13 protein-coding genes are annotated in these 14,762 nt (G+C 63.6%); 2 read left to right on the top strand and 11 right to left on the bottom strand.

Translation table 11 applies throughout. The features are described 5' to 3' along the window. Positions 1–174 precede the first annotated feature (174 nt). A complete protein-coding gene (locus LJE61_RS02610; protein ID WP_296909443.1) occupies positions 175–822 on the top strand; it encodes a hypothetical protein in 648 nt (215 codons plus the stop codon). Positions 823–990: 168 nt separating this feature from the next. Here the strand turns inward: LJE61_RS02610 and LJE61_RS02605 are convergent, their stop codons facing one another. From LJE61_RS02605 to uvrD, 7 genes are all read right to left on the bottom strand, one after another. Beyond that, positions 991–2,286, bottom strand: coding sequence for a citrate synthase (locus LJE61_RS02605; RefSeq protein WP_296909444.1), 1,296 nt, complete (start codon positions 2,284–2,286; stop codon positions 991–993). Between the two features lie 242 nt (positions 2,287–2,528). Further along, positions 2,529–3,461 (bottom strand): malate dehydrogenase, encoded by a 933-nt coding sequence (gene mdh, locus LJE61_RS02600; protein ID WP_296909445.1) that lies wholly within the window; start codon positions 3,459–3,461, stop codon positions 2,529–2,531. 369 nt (positions 3,462–3,830) lie between these two features. Further along, complete coding sequence (gene rpmE / locus LJE61_RS02595) at positions 3,831–4,031, bottom strand: 50S ribosomal protein L31 (RefSeq protein ID WP_296909462.1); 201 nt, start codon at positions 4,029–4,031, stop codon at positions 3,831–3,833. Between the two features lie 173 nt (positions 4,032–4,204). Next, positions 4,205–5,395 (bottom strand): radical SAM family heme chaperone HemW, encoded by a 1,191-nt coding sequence (gene hemW, locus LJE61_RS02590; RefSeq protein WP_296909446.1) that lies wholly within the window; start codon positions 5,393–5,395, stop codon positions 4,205–4,207. Next, positions 5,392–6,477, bottom strand: a complete 1,086-nt coding sequence (locus LJE61_RS02585) for a TRAP transporter substrate-binding protein (protein WP_296909447.1) — start codon at positions 6,475–6,477, stop codon at positions 5,392–5,394. The genes hemW and LJE61_RS02585 overlap by 4 nt, the downstream gene beginning before the upstream one ends. 94 nt (positions 6,478–6,571) lie before the next feature. Further along, entirely contained in the window at positions 6,572–7,792 is a 1,221-nt protein-coding gene (locus tag LJE61_RS02580; protein WP_296909448.1) for a 30S ribosomal protein S1, read from the bottom strand. Between the two features lie 152 nt (positions 7,793–7,944). Further along, positions 7,945–10,107: a DNA helicase II gene (gene uvrD / locus LJE61_RS02575; protein ID WP_296909449.1), complete on the bottom strand. Its 2,163-nt coding sequence runs from the start codon at positions 10,105–10,107 to the stop codon at positions 7,945–7,947. A 469-nt stretch (positions 10,108–10,576) separates the two neighbouring features. On the opposite strand from uvrD, the gene hemE reads away from it, so the two are divergent. Then, on the top strand, positions 10,577–11,641 hold the full coding sequence (gene hemE / locus LJE61_RS02570) for a uroporphyrinogen decarboxylase (protein WP_296909450.1): 1,065 nt from the start codon (positions 10,577–10,579) through the stop codon (positions 11,639–11,641). Between the two features lie 49 nt (positions 11,642–11,690). Here hemE and LJE61_RS02565 read toward each other — a convergent pair whose 3' ends face one another. Genes LJE61_RS02565 through LJE61_RS02550 form a run of 4 tightly spaced genes read right to left on the bottom strand, consistent with a single transcriptional unit; the run spans position 11,691 to position 14,743 of the window. Next, entirely contained in the window at positions 11,691–12,497 is an 807-nt protein-coding gene (locus tag LJE61_RS02565) for an ABC transporter permease (protein ID WP_296909451.1), read from the bottom strand. Then, positions 12,494–13,219, bottom strand: a complete 726-nt coding sequence (locus tag LJE61_RS02560; RefSeq protein WP_296909452.1) for an ABC transporter ATP-binding protein — start codon at positions 13,217–13,219, stop codon at positions 12,494–12,496. Before LJE61_RS02560 ends, LJE61_RS02565 begins: the two co-directional genes overlap by 4 nt. Continuing rightward, positions 13,219–13,920: a tRNA (guanosine(46)-N7)-methyltransferase TrmB gene (gene trmB, locus LJE61_RS02555; RefSeq protein ID WP_296909453.1), complete on the bottom strand. Its 702-nt coding sequence runs from the start codon at positions 13,918–13,920 to the stop codon at positions 13,219–13,221. Before trmB ends, LJE61_RS02560 begins: the two co-directional genes overlap by 1 nt. 25 nt (positions 13,921–13,945) lie before the next feature. Beyond that, positions 13,946–14,743 (bottom strand): thiazole synthase, encoded by a 798-nt coding sequence (locus LJE61_RS02550; RefSeq protein ID WP_296917319.1) that lies wholly within the window; start codon positions 14,741–14,743, stop codon positions 13,946–13,948. Between the last annotated feature and the right edge of the window lie 19 nt (positions 14,744–14,762).

The following is a 14,762-nucleotide window of genomic DNA, read 5'->3' as shown; positions in this document are numbered from 1 at the left end:
TGGAAACCGCGTTTTCGTTTTCCTTGCGGATTGGCGGCAAGAATAGCCTATGAGTCAACGTGTGCGTTGACAGAGAATGGCGGCAGATTGCTCCCGCTTCCCTGGAGCCCCGCTCGCGCGACTCGCTGCGACGGCTCGAGGAGTTGCCCTGGGAACAGGCCTGAGAGGTATTCCATGTCCACGAGAGAACGCATCGCCGCCCAGCGGGACCGCCTCGCCTATGAAGCAGCCCGCATCATCCTCGAGCAAGGCTTGACCGATTTCGATCGCGCCAGACGCAAGGCGGCCGAACGCGTCGGCACCCCAGATCGGCGGCACTGGCCGACCAATGAGGCGGTCCAAGCTGCCGTGTTGACGCAGCGCCGCCTGTTCCTGGGTCGCGCAGACACTGAGGAGCGGCGGCGCCTCAGGGCAGCGGCGCTGCAAGCGATGGAGTGTTTTGCCCCCTTCTCGCCGCGTCTCGTCGGCGGCGCGCTGACCGGCGCCCTGAGTCCGCAAACCCGGATCGAGCTCCTGCTGTTCGCGGATCGAGCCGAAGATGTCATCTTTGCGCTGATCGAGCAACAGATACCCTGGCGAGAGGCCGAGCGCATCCTGCGCCATCGTCGCGGTCAACGATGCCCCTACCCCGCGTTCCACTTCCTGGCCGGCGACCTGCCGATTGAGCTGATCGTCCTGCCGCCGCGCGCGTTACGCGACCTTCCACTGGATCCCATCACTGATCGTCCGTTTCGCGGGGCCGATCGCGTCGAGGTCGAGCACCTGCTGTCCGCCGATCAAGATGAGATGATGGGCCCTTGCTCCAAGGGAGATGCCGATTAAAGCCCTCGTGGCTTTTCCGCGGCTCTGCTTCCAACAGGGGCAGCCTTCGGGGGCTCCATTCTCAGTCGCTTCTGTGACTGACAATGCTCGGCCATCCGTGGCCCAGCCGGGAACCGCTTGCAGCCAACGCTGCAGTATTCAGCGTTTCCCGGTTTTGACCCCTGCCCCTTACCGTTGTGAGATCGGTAGATAATCGCGTTGTGTCGGGCCGTGATAGATCTGGCGTGGTCGCCCGATGCGGTTATTCGGATCCGACATCATCTCCATCCAATGGGATACCCAACCGACCGTCCGAGCGACGGCGAACATGACGGTGAACATGTTGCGCGGGATGCCGAGAGCCTGGTAGATGATCCCGGAATAAAAGTCGACGTTCGGATAGAGCTTCCGCTCAACGAAATACTCATCGCTCAGCGCAATCTCTTCCAGCTTCATGGCCAACTCGAACAGTGGATTGTTACTGTCGGCTAGCTCATCGAGGACCTGGTGACAAACCTCCCGGATGATCTTCGCGCGCGGATCATAGTTCTTATAGACACGGTGTCCGAAACCCATCAGCCGAAACGGGTCGTCTTTGTCCTTCGCCTTCTCCATATAATTCTGGACATTGTTCACATCCCCGATTTCCTGGAGCATGTCCAAGACCGCCTCATTGGCGCCCCCATGTGCCGGACCCCACAGTGAAGCGATCCCGGCGGCCACGCAGGCAAAGGGGTTCGCCCCTGAGCTGCCGGCAAGTCGAACCGTCGACGTGCTCGCATTCTGCTCATGGTCTGCATGCAGAATGAACAGAAGATTCATCGCCTTTTCCGCAATCAACGTCGGCTTATAGTCTTCGCAGGGTGTTGCAAACATCATATGCAAGAAGTTTGCGCAGTACCGGAGGTCATTGCGCGGATACATGATCGGCTCGCCTACGTTGTGCTTGTAAGCCGCAGCGGCGATCGTCGGAAGCTTCGCGATTAAACGATGAGCCGAGATCTCGCGATGATCCGCGTCATTGACGCTCAGTGAGTCGTGATAGAATGCAGAAAGGGATCCGACCACGCCGACCAGGATCGCCATGGGATGAGCATCGTAATGGAAGCCGTCAAGAAAATCTTTTAGATTCTCATTGATCATGGTGTGACGCGTGATCAGCTTCTCGAAGCTGACGAGCTCACTCTCATTCGGCAGCTCACCGTACAGAAGCAGATAGGTGACCTCCAGAAAACTCGCCTTGGTTGCCAATTGCTCGATGGGGTATCCACGATAGAGAAGCACCCCTTGCTCACCGTCGATATAGGTGATCGCACTGTGGCAGCTCGCGGTCGACATGAAGCCGGGGTCATAGGTGAAGATCCTGGCTTCTTTATACAATGACGAGATGTCGGCGGCGGCAGGTCCAATGCTGCCGAGACGCAGCGGGAATTCGAAGCTTTCACCGGTGACGTTGTTGGTGATGGTGATGGTTTGGTTCGCCATAAGCTCGCTCCTGACCGCGCTGAGTAAGGAACCCCAGCGGCATTGATTTTCGGTTTCGAGTCTCGACGGATCCGGGGCCGTTCCGTGCTGATGCGTGGCCAGGTAGGAGCCTGGCAGACTTCGAGGGAGACGCTGGTTGATTGGCCAGCGTGACCAGAAATCAGCACGGAAGTCGAAAACGCGGTTCCCTACTGACGGGGTTCCGGCCCCGCACGGGAAGCGCTGAATTCTTCAGCGCCTTCCTAGGCGATGTCGCGCAGGCGTTGAATGTCCGCGCGAACCGAGCTGGCCGAACGGTCGAAGTCGGCGCGCTCACGAGCGCTTAGATCGACCTCGACGATCGACTCCATGCCCTTCTCACCAAGCACGCAAGGGACGCCCATCGCCAGGTCGGTCTCACCATACTCGCCCTCGAGCAGGGCGACACACGAGAGCAGACGTCGCCGGTTGTTGACGATGGCGTCGACCATGGTAGCAACCGCGGCACCCGGGGCATCGTAGGCGCTCGAGTTTTTTCGCAACGCAAGGATCTCGGCACCGCCTTGACGAGTGCGCTCCATGATGGCGGCGATGCGCTCCTCGGAAATGAATTGGGTGATCGGTATCCCGTTAATGGTGCAATAACGCGGCACCGGCACCATGGTGTCCCCATGCCCCCCCAACACCATGGTCGTGATGTCGAGGGCCGAAAATCCGGTCTCCTGGGCAATGAAGCTCGCCATTCTGGACGCGTCGAGCACGCCCGCCTGTCCAAGGACGCGACTGCGGTTCCAACCGGTACGCCGGGCCACGCGATAGGTCAGGGCATCGACGGGATTGGAGACCATCAGCACAATGGCGTTCGGCGCATACCGCATGATCTCGTCGGTGACGGTATCGATGATGCGCACGTTCGCCTCAAGGACATCGGAACGTGACATGCCTGGCTTGCGGGGGAGTCCGGCGGTGACGATGACCAGCTCTGAATCCCCCAGGATCCGAGGATCATTGCTGCCGCTGATGACACAGTCGAATTCGAAGAAGGGCGCCATCTGAAGGATGTCGAGCGCGATGCCCTCGGGGACACCCTCGCGCACATCGAAAAGGGCAATCTCGCGGCAGAGCTCCTCTTCTGCCAGTATCTGGGCCGTCGTCTCGCCGACCCGGCCCGCGCCGATGATGGTGATCTTGTTCAAGTGACTGTTTCTCCCATCAGTGGTCTAATAACCACGGTCGCGCGGGTCAACTTCTTGGCCGTGGCCAGTACCCCGCTCCGGAGCGCCCATCTTACACTCGCAGCCTCCGGCTTTTCCGGAAGGTCTCCGTCTCGCTGACTGCAGCGCGGGACCGCTTGAGACCCGTATTGATCGAGATCAGGCCAGATCGGCTGTCTGGCCCAAGGACGCGCACGGTCGGGTATCCGACCGATCAAAGAAGCAGCCACCCCGGACGGGAGGCTTCAGCATGTTCAGGCACCCCGGTGCCTGAACATGCAGACTTCCGAGCGTCGCGCCTCGCGGAAGGCGAGCTGATGATGGCCCGGATGGCCATGAATCAGCATCGCTTCAGCGCGCGTACTTGCGCCTAAACTTGTCGACACGCCCGGCGGTGTCCAGGACCTTCTGCTTTCCAGTGTAGAAGGGGTGGCAGGACGAGCAGACCTCGACGTGCATCTCCTTCCCCAAGGTGGACCGGGTCGTAAACTCGTTACCGCAGCTACAGACCACCTTGACGTCGGCGTAGTTGGGGTGGATTCCGTCTTTCATGATGACCTTCATGTGAGCGCAGCTCGCGCGCAAAAAAACCAGTCGAACGGGATAGTCTACAAACCTGTCGACGCACTCTCAACCTGGGAGTGCCGTCCCTGAGATCCCCAGAGCCATGATAACCCGCGTTTCTAGGATGATGGTGCCATCGGACTCAACAACCGGTATCACGGTCATCCGCCGGCGACGAAGCGCCCAACCAGCTCGTTGACGAAGCGACGACCGAGCGCGGTCGGCTCGACGCGGTCGGGCAAGACCCTAACCATCCCGTCCAGCTCGGCGCGCCCCAGCTCAGTCGAGATCCGCGCCCATGGCATGCCGGTGGTCAGGCTGAACAGGCCCCGATCGAAGCCCTCCGTGAGACGAAAGGCATTGAGTGCGAACTCGACGACCAGATCGTCCTCATCGAGATCCCGTACGCTGCTCGTCAGCTCATCCGGTGAGGCGCTCAGATAGGCCCTAGGTTGGTGCCGCTTGGCGGTGCGACGCACGCGCCGCCGGTCGCCCGTCGCGCCGGCCTCAGACGTGAGCTTCCCGTGAGCGCCGGCCCCGATCCCCAGATAGTCGCCGAACTCCCAGTAGTTCAGATTGTGGCGACAGCGCAGACCGTCCCTCGCGTAAGCGGAGACCTCATACTGCCGATACCCCGCTCGCCCCAGCTGCTCCAGTCCCTGCTCGGCCATGTCGGCAGCCAGATCCGAATCCGGCAAATGCGGGGGGTGGACACGCCACCCTGTGTTGGGCTCCAGGGTCAGCTGATAGTAGGAGATGTGCTCCGGTCCCAGATCGATCAATGCGGCGAGATCCCGCTCCGCCTCTCCGAGGCTCTGATCCGGCAAGGCATACATCATGTCCAGGTTGACGTTCGTGAATCCTGCTTCCCGAGCCTCCTGGACGGTCCGGCGCACGTCATCTGCGGCATGCGCACGGCCAAGGGCACGCAACCGGACCGTCGAGAGACTCTGCGCTCCGATCGAAAGCCGATTCACACCGGCCTCACGATAGGCTGCAAGCCGACGCCATTCGCTTTTCCCCGGATTGGCCTCCATCGTGATCTCGACATCGGAGGCCAGATCGGCGCGGGCGCGGATCCCGTCGAGTAGACGGCGGATCGCCGGTTCGGGAAAGAGACTGGGCGTCCCACCCCCGATGTAAACAGACCGCAACGCGCGTCGCGCAACCGCCGAACCGACCTCCCGATCCAGGTCCGCCAGCAGGTGCGACACGTAGCGCTCGAACGGCGGCTGATCTGCCGCATGGGAATTGAAGTCACAGTACGGACATTTGCTGACGCACCAGGGGGTGTGCACGTACAGGGCGAGCGGCAGCGCATCCGCGCTGCCACTGCGCGAGATGCGGGTCATGCCTGGTCGCGGGCCCGAAGGTAAGTGAGCTCTGTGGTCCCGCTCCATTCTTTGCTTTGACTGAGGAATTTCTTGTAAGAGCTGTATACCTTGGACGAAAAATCATCCTTTTGGGCGATCTCGGCAACGACCTCGTCGGAGAGCGCCCGCAACTTGAGAATCACGTCGTCCGGGAACCGCCTCAGCTCCACGTTGTGCTTGGTGATCAGGGTCTGCAACGCCACCGGATTGCGGGCGGTATACTCGGCGAGCATATCCTGATTGACCACCTTACACGCATTCATGACGATGGATTGCAGGTCGGCCGGAAGCGCGTCGTAGACCTGCTTGTTGACCATCGCCTCCAAGATGGTTCCCGGCTCGTGCCAACCCGGATAGTAGTAATACTTGGCTGCCTTGTAGAGCCCAAACGCCAGATCGTTGTAAGGGCCGACCCATTCGGTCGCATCGATCGTCCGATTCTGCAACGCAGTGAACAGCTCGCCGCCAGGCAGGTTCACCGGGGTACCCCCGGCGCGGGCCAGCACCTCGCCGCCGAGTCCGGGTATGCGCATCTTGAGGCCTTTGAGATCCTCGACCGAATTGATCTCCTTATTGAACCAACCGCCCATCTGCACACCGGTGTTCCCCGCAGGGGCGGGGACCAGGCCGAACTTTGCATAGAGCTCGGTCCAGAGCTCCAGGCCGCCCCCATGGTAGATCCAGCCGTTCATCTCCTGCGCCGTCAGGCCGAACGGAACGGTCGAGAAGAATTGCGCCGCCTCGCTCTTCCCCTTCCAGTAATAAGCGGAGCCGTGGCCGATCTCGGCGGTTCCGCGGGAGACCGCATCGAAGATCTCGAAGGCGGGGACAAGCTCGCCGGCCCCGAAGACCCTGATCTCGATGCGACCGCCGCTCATCTCGCCGATCAACGAGGCCAGATTGTTCGCGCCCGTGCCAAGGCCGGGAAAGTTTTTCGGCCAGGTCGTGACCATCTTCCACTTGTGCTCGGCCTTGGCCCGTGCCGAACCGATGCCACCGGCCAGGCTCCCGACCGCCAATGAGCCGGCCCCTAGGCCCTTGATGAACCCACGACGTTGCATGCCCTGCCTCCTCTTTGGTCGTTGATACGGCGCGTGTCGTGCCTTCGCGACCCGCGGCGAAACGCCGACAGCGGCGCGCGAGGCAATTGCTCGATCACCGAGACTTGTTCATGGTCTCCCGAAGGAGCTCACCAAAGCTCCCCATGGTTCCATCCGACCCCTCTGCCTCGGCGGCCGCAGGGTGCGGCACAGGCTCAGAACGCGGGGAGGCGGCCTCGATGGACCGGCTCAGATCGAGTGAGAGACTGATCCGCCGCCGCTCCGGATCGACTCCCAGAACCGTGGCCTCGACGCGATCGCCGACATTCACCACCTCGCTCGGATGGCTCACGCGCCGCCCCCCGCCGAGCTCGCTGATGTGCACCAGGCCGTCGATTCCAGGACCGAGCCCGACAAAGGCGCCGAAGGGTTGAAGCCGATTCACGGTCCCGGTGACACGTTTGCCGACCGGGAAGTCCCTCACCACATCCTGCCAGGGGTCGCGCGCGAGTGCACGGATCGACAGCGCGATCTTGTCGCGGCCTTTCGGACCGCTTGCCGGCTCGATCCGCAGGACCGAGACCTCCACGGCCTGACCCACCGACAGCACCTCGCTGGGGTGCTTCACATGGCCGAACGCCAGCTCGCTCACGTGGACCATGCCTTCAAGACCGCCGATGTCGACGAAGGCGCCGTAATCCTTCAGGGATGTCACGGTCCCGGAAAACACCGCTCCTTCGCGAAGTCGTGCTCGCGTCTGCTCAGCCAGGAGACGCTGCTCCTCCTCCAGCAGGGCACGACGCGAAAGGACCAGATTTGGATGCCGCCCCCCCTCGAGCTTGGTGATGCGGAAATCCAGCCGCTGCCCGACGAGCTCGGAGAGGTCCTCAATGAACCGGATGTCCGCCTGCGAAGCCGGACAGAAGGCGCGCAGACCCGCCACCTGCACCTCCAAACCGCCCTTGACGGCCGCGCTCACCTGACCCTGCACCGGCAGACCTTGACGGTAGGCTCGCTCGACCTCATGGAGGCCGTGATAGCGATGACCGTGCTGGGAGCCGAGCAGCAGCGTCCCGCTCTCCTCGTCCTTTCCTGTCACGCGCGTCTCGACGACGTCGCCGACGGTCAAGGTCAGCGTACCCCCCACATCCTGGAGCGCCGAGACCTCGATCCGACCTTCCGCCTTGCCGCCCAGATCGACGAAGGCGTACTCCTCCCCGATGGATACCAGGACTCCTTGGACGGATTCCCCGATTCCCGGCTCTTGTGCGCCGCGCTGCGGATGGGTTTCGTCAAACTCCTTCAGGAGGTCTGCGAAGCGTTCGCTCTCGGACATGGTTTCACGACGCCATCGTGGGGTTGCGGATTCCGCCTATTGTAGGCCCGATTGCCCGTTCGGCCTCAACGACGAACGGGATCACGCCTGGATGGCATTCGACCGGCACCCTGACAGCCCAGCCGCCCGCCAATTGCCGGGAGGGCTCTCGGTCAACCTAACGGCTCAAGGCGGGCGTAGGCCAAGACCAACCATTTCGATCCCACCCCTTGGAAATTCACCTGGATCCGAGCCGCGGCGCCGCGCCCCTCGCTGCTCAAGACCACCCCCTCGCCAAACTTGGGATGCACGACGCGCTGGCCGAGCGAAAACGTCCCGGCATCGTCCCGGGCCATCGTTTCCGGGGGCGGGGTTGCCGCACGGGCCACACCGCGCGCCCGGACATCTTCGATCAGGCCGGACGGCACCTCGCGCAGAAAACGCGACGGCAGCGGGTAGTCCTCGCGACCATAGAGGCGCCGGCTCTCGGCATGGCTCACATAGAGCTCTCGCATGGCCCGGGTCATGCCGACGTAGCACAGCCGTCGTTCCTCTTCGAGCCGGCTGGGGTCCTCGGCCGAGAGACTGTGTGGAAAGAGCCCCTCTTCCATCCCGACCAGAAAGACGACCGGAAACTCCAGACCCTTCGCACTGTGCAGCGTCATGAGCTGAACGCTATCCTCGAACCCATCCGCCTGCGCCTCCCCGGCCTCCAGTGCGGCATGAGCCAGGAAGATGGCGAGGGCGTCGCTCTCCGCCTCATCCAACTCGTGCTCGAAGCGCCCCGCCGTGTCGACCAGTTGCTCGAGGTTCTCAATCCGATCCTGCCCCCTGCCGTCCTTGCTTTTCTGGTAGAAGTTGGACAAACCCGCCGCCTCGATGACGGCAGTGACCAGATCGGGCAACGCAGTCCCCTCGCGGCCCCGCCGCTGCGCCTGGATCAGCTCGAGAAAGCCCAACAGGGCGCCACCGCCCCGCGGACCCAGGAGGGCCGTCGTGGTCAGATCGCGTGCGGCCTGCCAGAGGGAGACGCGGGTCTCTCTCGCCTGTTGACGCAGCAGATCGAGGGTGCGGGCTCCGATCCCGCGGGTGGGCGTGTTGACCACACGCTCGAAGGCCGCATCATCGTCAGGGTTGACGACCAAGCGCAGGTAGGCGAGCGCGTCCCGGACCTCCGCACGCTCGAAGAACCGCAACCCCCCGTAAACCCGGTAGGGGATCTGGGCCTGGATCAGCGCCTCTTCGAACAGGCGTGATTGGGCGGTCGTCCGATAGAGGATCGCGCACTCATCGCGTCGGCGGCCCTCGTCCGCAACGCAACGGCGTATCCGCTCGACCACGAATCGTGCCTCGTCCACCTCGTTGAAGGCCGTGTATCGGCGGATGGGCTGACCCTCGCTGTCCTGGGTCCAGAGAGTCTTCCCGAGCCTGGTCGGGTTGTTGGCGATGAGGGCATTCGCCGCGGCAAGGATGTTGCCGCTCGAGCGATAATTCTGCTCCAGGCGGATGACCCGGGTCTTGGGGTAGTCCCGCTGAAAAGACTGAATATTCTCGACGCGCGCACCGCGCCAGCCGTAGATCGACTGGTCATCGTCGCCGACCGCGAACAGGTTGTCGTTGCTCCCCGCCAGCAGGCGCAGCCAGGCGTACTGAATCGCATTGGTGTCCTGGAACTCATCGACCAGGATGCAGGCGAAGCGGCGCTGATAGTGATGCAGAAGGTCCGGGCGCTCACGCAGCAACTCCAGGCTCGTGAGGAGCAGATCGGCGAAGTCGAGCAGGCCGGCACGGGCACGCGCTTCCTCGTACTGGCGATAGATGCCGATCATTTTCTCCAGGAAGAAATCCCCTGCGTCATCCAGGTGACTCGGCCGCAGGCCCTCGTCCTTCTGTTTATTGATGAACCCTTGAACCTGGCGCGGCGGCCAACGGCTCTCGTCGAGCTCCAACGCCTTGATGATCCGCTTGATCAGGCGGAGCTGATCATCGGAATCCAAGATCTGGAAATGCTGTGGGAGCTGGGCGTCCTGCCAGTGGGCGCGCAGGAAACGGTGGGCCAACCCGTGAAAGGTCCCGACCCACATTCCTCCCACCGGGGTTCCGAGCATGGTCTCGATCCGGGTGCGCATCTCGCGGGCGGCCTTGTTGGTGAAGGTCACGGCCAACACCGCGTAGGGCGGCACCTGCTCCACCTGAATCAACCAGGCGATGCGGTGCACCAGCACACGTGTCTTGCCGGAGCCCGCCCCGGCAAGCACCAGGAGGCTTCCGTGCTCGGCCGCGACAGCTGCACGCTGAGCGTCGTTGAGGGAGTCGAGAAGGATCGAGACATCCATCGACCGGATTCTACCAATCTCAGACCTCCAGCCCTAACCGGAGGTCTGCAGAATCGGTCAGCCCGAACATCCGGGCGGCCGCGTATTGGTTGTGTATCTAAACAAAAGAAACTAATCAGTCTGTAGATATAGTAAGCTCTGTGGATAAGCCCGAAAACAGAATTTATTTATATAAAACATTTTCTTATATTGAAATGCCTGATTGGATAGGCGCTGCTGAAGCTGTGGATAATCGGTGGCCAAAACAGGCCTTCTAACCTGGCCACAGGTTATCCACAAACCGGGCGGCCTCTTTTGAACAGCTTGTCCAATCGCTGGGGCGAGAGGGACTGGGCCCCGACCATTTCGGTGGGTCCGTTGGGCTGTTCGCACACCCATCCGGCACCAGCGGCGTCTTGCCTGGAAGCCGTAGTAGAATGGCGACCCTCAATCCGCGTTCGTTCACCCTCGACACCCGAGTCCCAGCTTCATGACGCCACTCACCAACGACACCTTTCTTCGTGCCCTGCTGCGCGAACCTGTTGAATACACTCCGGTTTGGATGATGCGCCAAGCTGGGCGCTATCTTCCGGAGTACCGCACGACGCGGGCCAGGGCCGGTAGCTTCATGGAGCTTTGCCAAAACCCGGAGCTCGCGTGCGAGGTGACCCTCCAGCCCCTCGAACGTTTTCCCCTGGATGCCGCCATTCTCTTCTCGGATATCCTCACGGTCCCGGATGCCATGGGCCTGGGGCTTTATTTCGCCGAGGGTGAGGGACCGCATTTCGAGCGGCCTGTGCGTAGCGAGGCGGATGTCGACCGGATCGCCGTACCGGATCCGGAGGCGGAGCTGGGCTACGTGATGGAGGCGGTGTCGGTGATTCGACGCGCGCTCGCCGGCCGGGTGCCGCTGATCGGTTTCTCCGGCAGCCCCTGGACCTTGGCGACCTATATGGTCGAGGGGGGCGGTGCGAAGAATTTTTCGCACATCAAGGGGATGATGTTTGACCGCCCCGAGCTGCTCCACCGCCTGCTCGCGAAGACCGCGGATGCCGTCACGGCTTATCTCAATGCCCAGATCGCCAGGGGGGCGCAGGCGACGATGATCTTCGATACCTGGGGCGGTGCCTTGGCGCCGGCGAACTACCGCGAATTCTCTTTGGCCTACATGCAGCGGGTGGTCGAGTGCCTGCGCCGCGAGGCCGAGGGCCGGCGTGTCCCCGTGATCCTGTTCACGAAGAACGGTGGGCAGTGGCTGGATCGGATGGCAGAGACCGGCTGTGACGGCCTCGGCGTGGATTGGACGACGGACCTGGCGGACGCTCGCCGCATGGTCGGCGATCGGGTCGCGCTCCAGGGTAATCTGGACCCTTGTGCGCTCTATGCATCACCCGAGCGAATCCGAGAGGAGGTGGCGCGCGTCCTGGCCAGCTACGGGCAAGGTCCCGGGCATGTCTTCAACCTCGGACACGGGATCACACCGGACGTGGCGCCCGAGCACGCCGGGGCGATGGTCACGGCCGTCCATGAGCTCAGCCGACCCTATCACCGCTGAGCCGCGTTTTGGTGTTCCCGGGTGATTCCGCTCCAGCATGGACGCTGAATCAGGCACGAGCGGCCGTGCCCAGCCGGTCGAGGCGCAGGCGCTGTCGCTCGTCGAACAGGCGTCGGGAGCCGATCCAGACCGCGGCCATGGAGCCGAGGCCGGTGCCGGTCGCGATCAGGAACATGATCAGGAGTTGGTACTTGGCGGCCTCCATCGGCGGACTGCCGGCGAGGATCTGGCCGGTCATCATGCCTGGAAGACTCACCAGGCCGGCGGTGGCCATTGCATTGATGATGGGGATCAGCCCCGCGCGCAGGGCGTCGCGACGGACCTCCTCGATCGCGTCGTCCCAGGTTCCCCCGCCGAGGAGTCTCGCCTCGATTTTTCCACGCGAGTCCCACGCCTGACGGGTCAGGCTGTCGAGTGCGATGGCGATCCCGCTCATGGTGTTGCCGAGCAGCATCCCCAGCAGCGGGATGAGATACTGGGGTTGGTACCAAGGCTCGACACCGATGATCACGATCAAGGCAAGCAAGGTCACGCTGAAGGCCGACAGGAACATGGAGAGTGCCCCGATTCCGTACCCCCAGAGTCCTCGATAACGGCGTTTCTGCCGCTGCATCACCTCGAACCCGGCAACCGAAAGCATCACCAGGGCCATGAGCCCGATCAGGGGCAGACTGGTCTGGCCGAACAACACCTTGAGGACGAGCCCCACGAGCATGAGCTGAACCGAGCTCCGGGCCGCCGCGACCAGGACACGGCGCTCGACCCCGAGGCGCAGCCGCCAGGACATGCCGGCGAGCAGCAGCACCAGGATGGAGGCGAGCCCCAGATCAACCGGGCTGAGGTGGATGAGGGTCACCCTTCCGACTCCAGCTGTCCGTCGCGGATGACGAGGGAACGACCGCTCAGTCGCGTCCGCTGCGCCGGGTCGTGGCTGGCCCAGAGCACGGCCGCCGCATGCGCGTGCCGGTAGGATTGGACGAGGGATTCGACGCGGTCGGTATTGATGGGATCCAGATTGGCGGTTGGCTCGTCGAGCAACAGGGCGTCAGGGGACTGAGCGAGTAACCGCACCAGGGCCAGGCGCTGACGCTCGCCGGTGGACAGACGCGCAACCGACCAGCCGAGGACGTCGGACTCGAAGCCGAGCCGCTCGAGCCAGGCGGTGACGGTGACCGGAATCGCGATGGCAGGCCGGGGTGTGCCGGTGTGCGCCGCGTGCTGTGGAAGCACGCACTCGCCCAGACGCCCCGGGGGGAGCCGGGATACACTGCGCGCGCCCCGTCCCGGTCCCCGCGCGTCATGGGGAAGATGCTCTCCGACCGTCTCCGCCCACCAGAAGGCCTCGGCCGGTAGGAGACCGACCCGCCGGCGCCAGACTGCGGGCGGCATGCTCGAGCGCGGCTCCTCGCCGAGCCAGGCCTCACCGGCATGCGGATCGAGGTCAGCGATCGCCCGCAGCAAGAGGCTCTTCCCCGAGCCGGACGGTCCGGAGACAAACACCAGCTCTCCGGCGGCAAGGGTCAGCTCGAGCGGGCCGAGGGCCCGCGAGCGGATCCCATCCAGTCTGAGCTCGGACATCAGCGCCGTCGGAACATCAGGTCACGGACGTGGTGTCCAAGACGGGCGCCGCGCCGCTCGAACCGGGTCAGCGGACGCGTCGCCGGACGCGGCGAGAAGCGACCTTGGCCGGCGAGGTTCTCGAAGCTCTCCGAAGACGCCTCCAGGACCGCAAGCATCTGCTCGGCGTAGGGAACCCAGTCCGTGGCCGCGTGAAAGGTCCCGCCTGGACGGATCGTCCGAGCGAGCAGTGCGACGAGCTCGGGAGTGAGGATCCGGCGTTTGTGGTGGCGCCGCTTCGGCCAGGGGTCGGGGAAGAATAGGTGAACGCGGGCCAGGGAGCCGGGAGCGATGCCCTGGGCGAGCACCTCCACCGCATCGTGGCGGATCAGTCTGAGATTGTCCAGGCCCCGACGCTCGATCTCGAGCAGCAGGTGACCGACGCCGGGGCGGTGCACCTCCACCCCGAGCCAGTTGGTGTCCGGATCCTGCTGGGCCATCGTGGCAAGTGCGTCGCCATTGCCGAAGCCGATCTCCATGACGACCGGGTGTGCGTTGCCGAAGAGGCGGGCCAGACGAATCGGCGAGCCGGGTATCCAAGCGACCCCATAGCGTGACCAGAGATCTCGAAAGGCCCGCTCCTGTGCCGGGGTCAGCCGCCCCTCGCGCAGCACAAAGCTGCGGATCGGGCGTCGGGGCTTCACAGTCGGTTCGGCCGTCATCTTCACCGGGACGCCGTTCGGCGGCTTAGAAGAAGAGCCCCTCGATCGGCGAGGATGCAGAGGCGAAGCGCTTCGGTGCCATCCGGCCAGCGAGATAGGCCTCGCGCCCTGCCTCGATCGCCTTGCGCATCGCGCTGGCCATCAGGACCGGGTCACGTGCCGCGGCGATCGCGGTATTCATCAAGACACCGTCGCAGCCGAGCTCCATCGCTACCGCGGCGTCCGACGCGGTGCCGACGCCGGCGTCCACCAAGACCGGGACCCGCGCATTCTCGACGATGGTGCGGATGTTGAGCGGATTTCGGATGCCGAGGCCGGAGCCGATCGGAGCCGCCAAGGGCATGACCGCAATGCAGCCGATCTCCTCGAGGTGTCGGGCGATGATCGGATCGTCGTTGGTGTAGACCATGACCTGGAAGCCATCCTTGACCAGCTCCTCAGCGGCCTTGAGCGTGGCGATTACGTCAGGGAACAGGGTCTTCTCGTCCCCGAGGACCTCGAGCTTGACCAGCTGATGGCCGTCGAGCAGCTCGCGGGCCAGACGGCAGGTGCGCACGGCGGTCTCGGCGTCATAGCAGCCGGCAGTGTTGGGCAGGATCGTGTAGCGGTCGGGCGGCAGGACATCGAGGATGTTCGGCTCACCTGGTGTCTGGCCGAGGTTGGAGCGACGCACCGCGATCGTGACGATCTCGGCACCACTCGCCTCGATCGCCCGTGCGGTTTCGTCGAGGTCCTGGTATTTTCCCGTGCCGACCAGAAGCCGGGAGTGATACTCCCGGCCGGCGATGGCGAAGTGATCGGTAGCGGCGGTATCGGTGGGCATGTGTGTCCGGTAGGCGGAT

It is taken from the genome of Thiocapsa sp., from assembly GCF_022340925.1.
GTDB lineage: Bacteria > Pseudomonadota > Gammaproteobacteria > Chromatiales > Chromatiaceae > Thiocapsa.
The sequence above is the reverse complement of the archived record's forward strand: the minus strand, read 5'-3'. Positions and strand labels throughout refer to the sequence as shown.

Bases quoted from the DNA above. Each gene is read 5' to 3' on its own strand.
- LJE61_RS02610 (WP_296909443.1), top strand. From the start codon at position 175: ATGTCCACGAGAGAACGCATCGCCGCCCAGCGGGACCGCCTCGCCTAT.
- LJE61_RS02605 (WP_296909444.1), bottom strand. From the start codon at position 2,286: ATGGCGAACCAAACCATCACCATCACCAACAACGTCACCGGTGAAAGC.
- rpmE (WP_296909462.1), bottom strand. From the start codon at position 4,031: ATGAAAGACGGAATCCACCCCAACTACGCCGACGTCAAGGTGGTCTGT.
- hemW (WP_296909446.1), bottom strand. From the start codon at position 5,395: ATGACCCGCATCTCGCGCAGTGGCAGCGCGGATGCGCTGCCGCTCGCC.
- LJE61_RS02585 (WP_296909447.1), bottom strand. From the start codon at position 6,477: ATGCAACGTCGTGGGTTCATCAAGGGCCTAGGGGCCGGCTCATTGGCG.
- LJE61_RS02580 (WP_296909448.1), bottom strand. From the start codon at position 7,792: ATGTCCGAGAGCGAACGCTTCGCAGACCTCCTGAAGGAGTTTGACGAA.
- uvrD (WP_296909449.1), bottom strand. From the start codon at position 10,107: ATGGATGTCTCGATCCTTCTCGACTCCCTCAACGACGCTCAGCGTGCA.
- hemE (WP_296909450.1), top strand. From the start codon at position 10,577: ATGACGCCACTCACCAACGACACCTTTCTTCGTGCCCTGCTGCGCGAA.
- LJE61_RS02560 (WP_296909452.1), bottom strand. From the start codon at position 13,219: ATGTCCGAGCTCAGACTGGATGGGATCCGCTCGCGGGCCCTCGGCCCG.
- trmB (WP_296909453.1), bottom strand. From the start codon at position 13,920: ATGACGGCCGAACCGACTGTGAAGCCCCGACGCCCGATCCGCAGCTTT.
- LJE61_RS02550 (WP_296917319.1), bottom strand. From the start codon at position 14,743: ATGCCCACCGATACCGCCGCTACCGATCACTTCGCCATCGCCGGCCGG.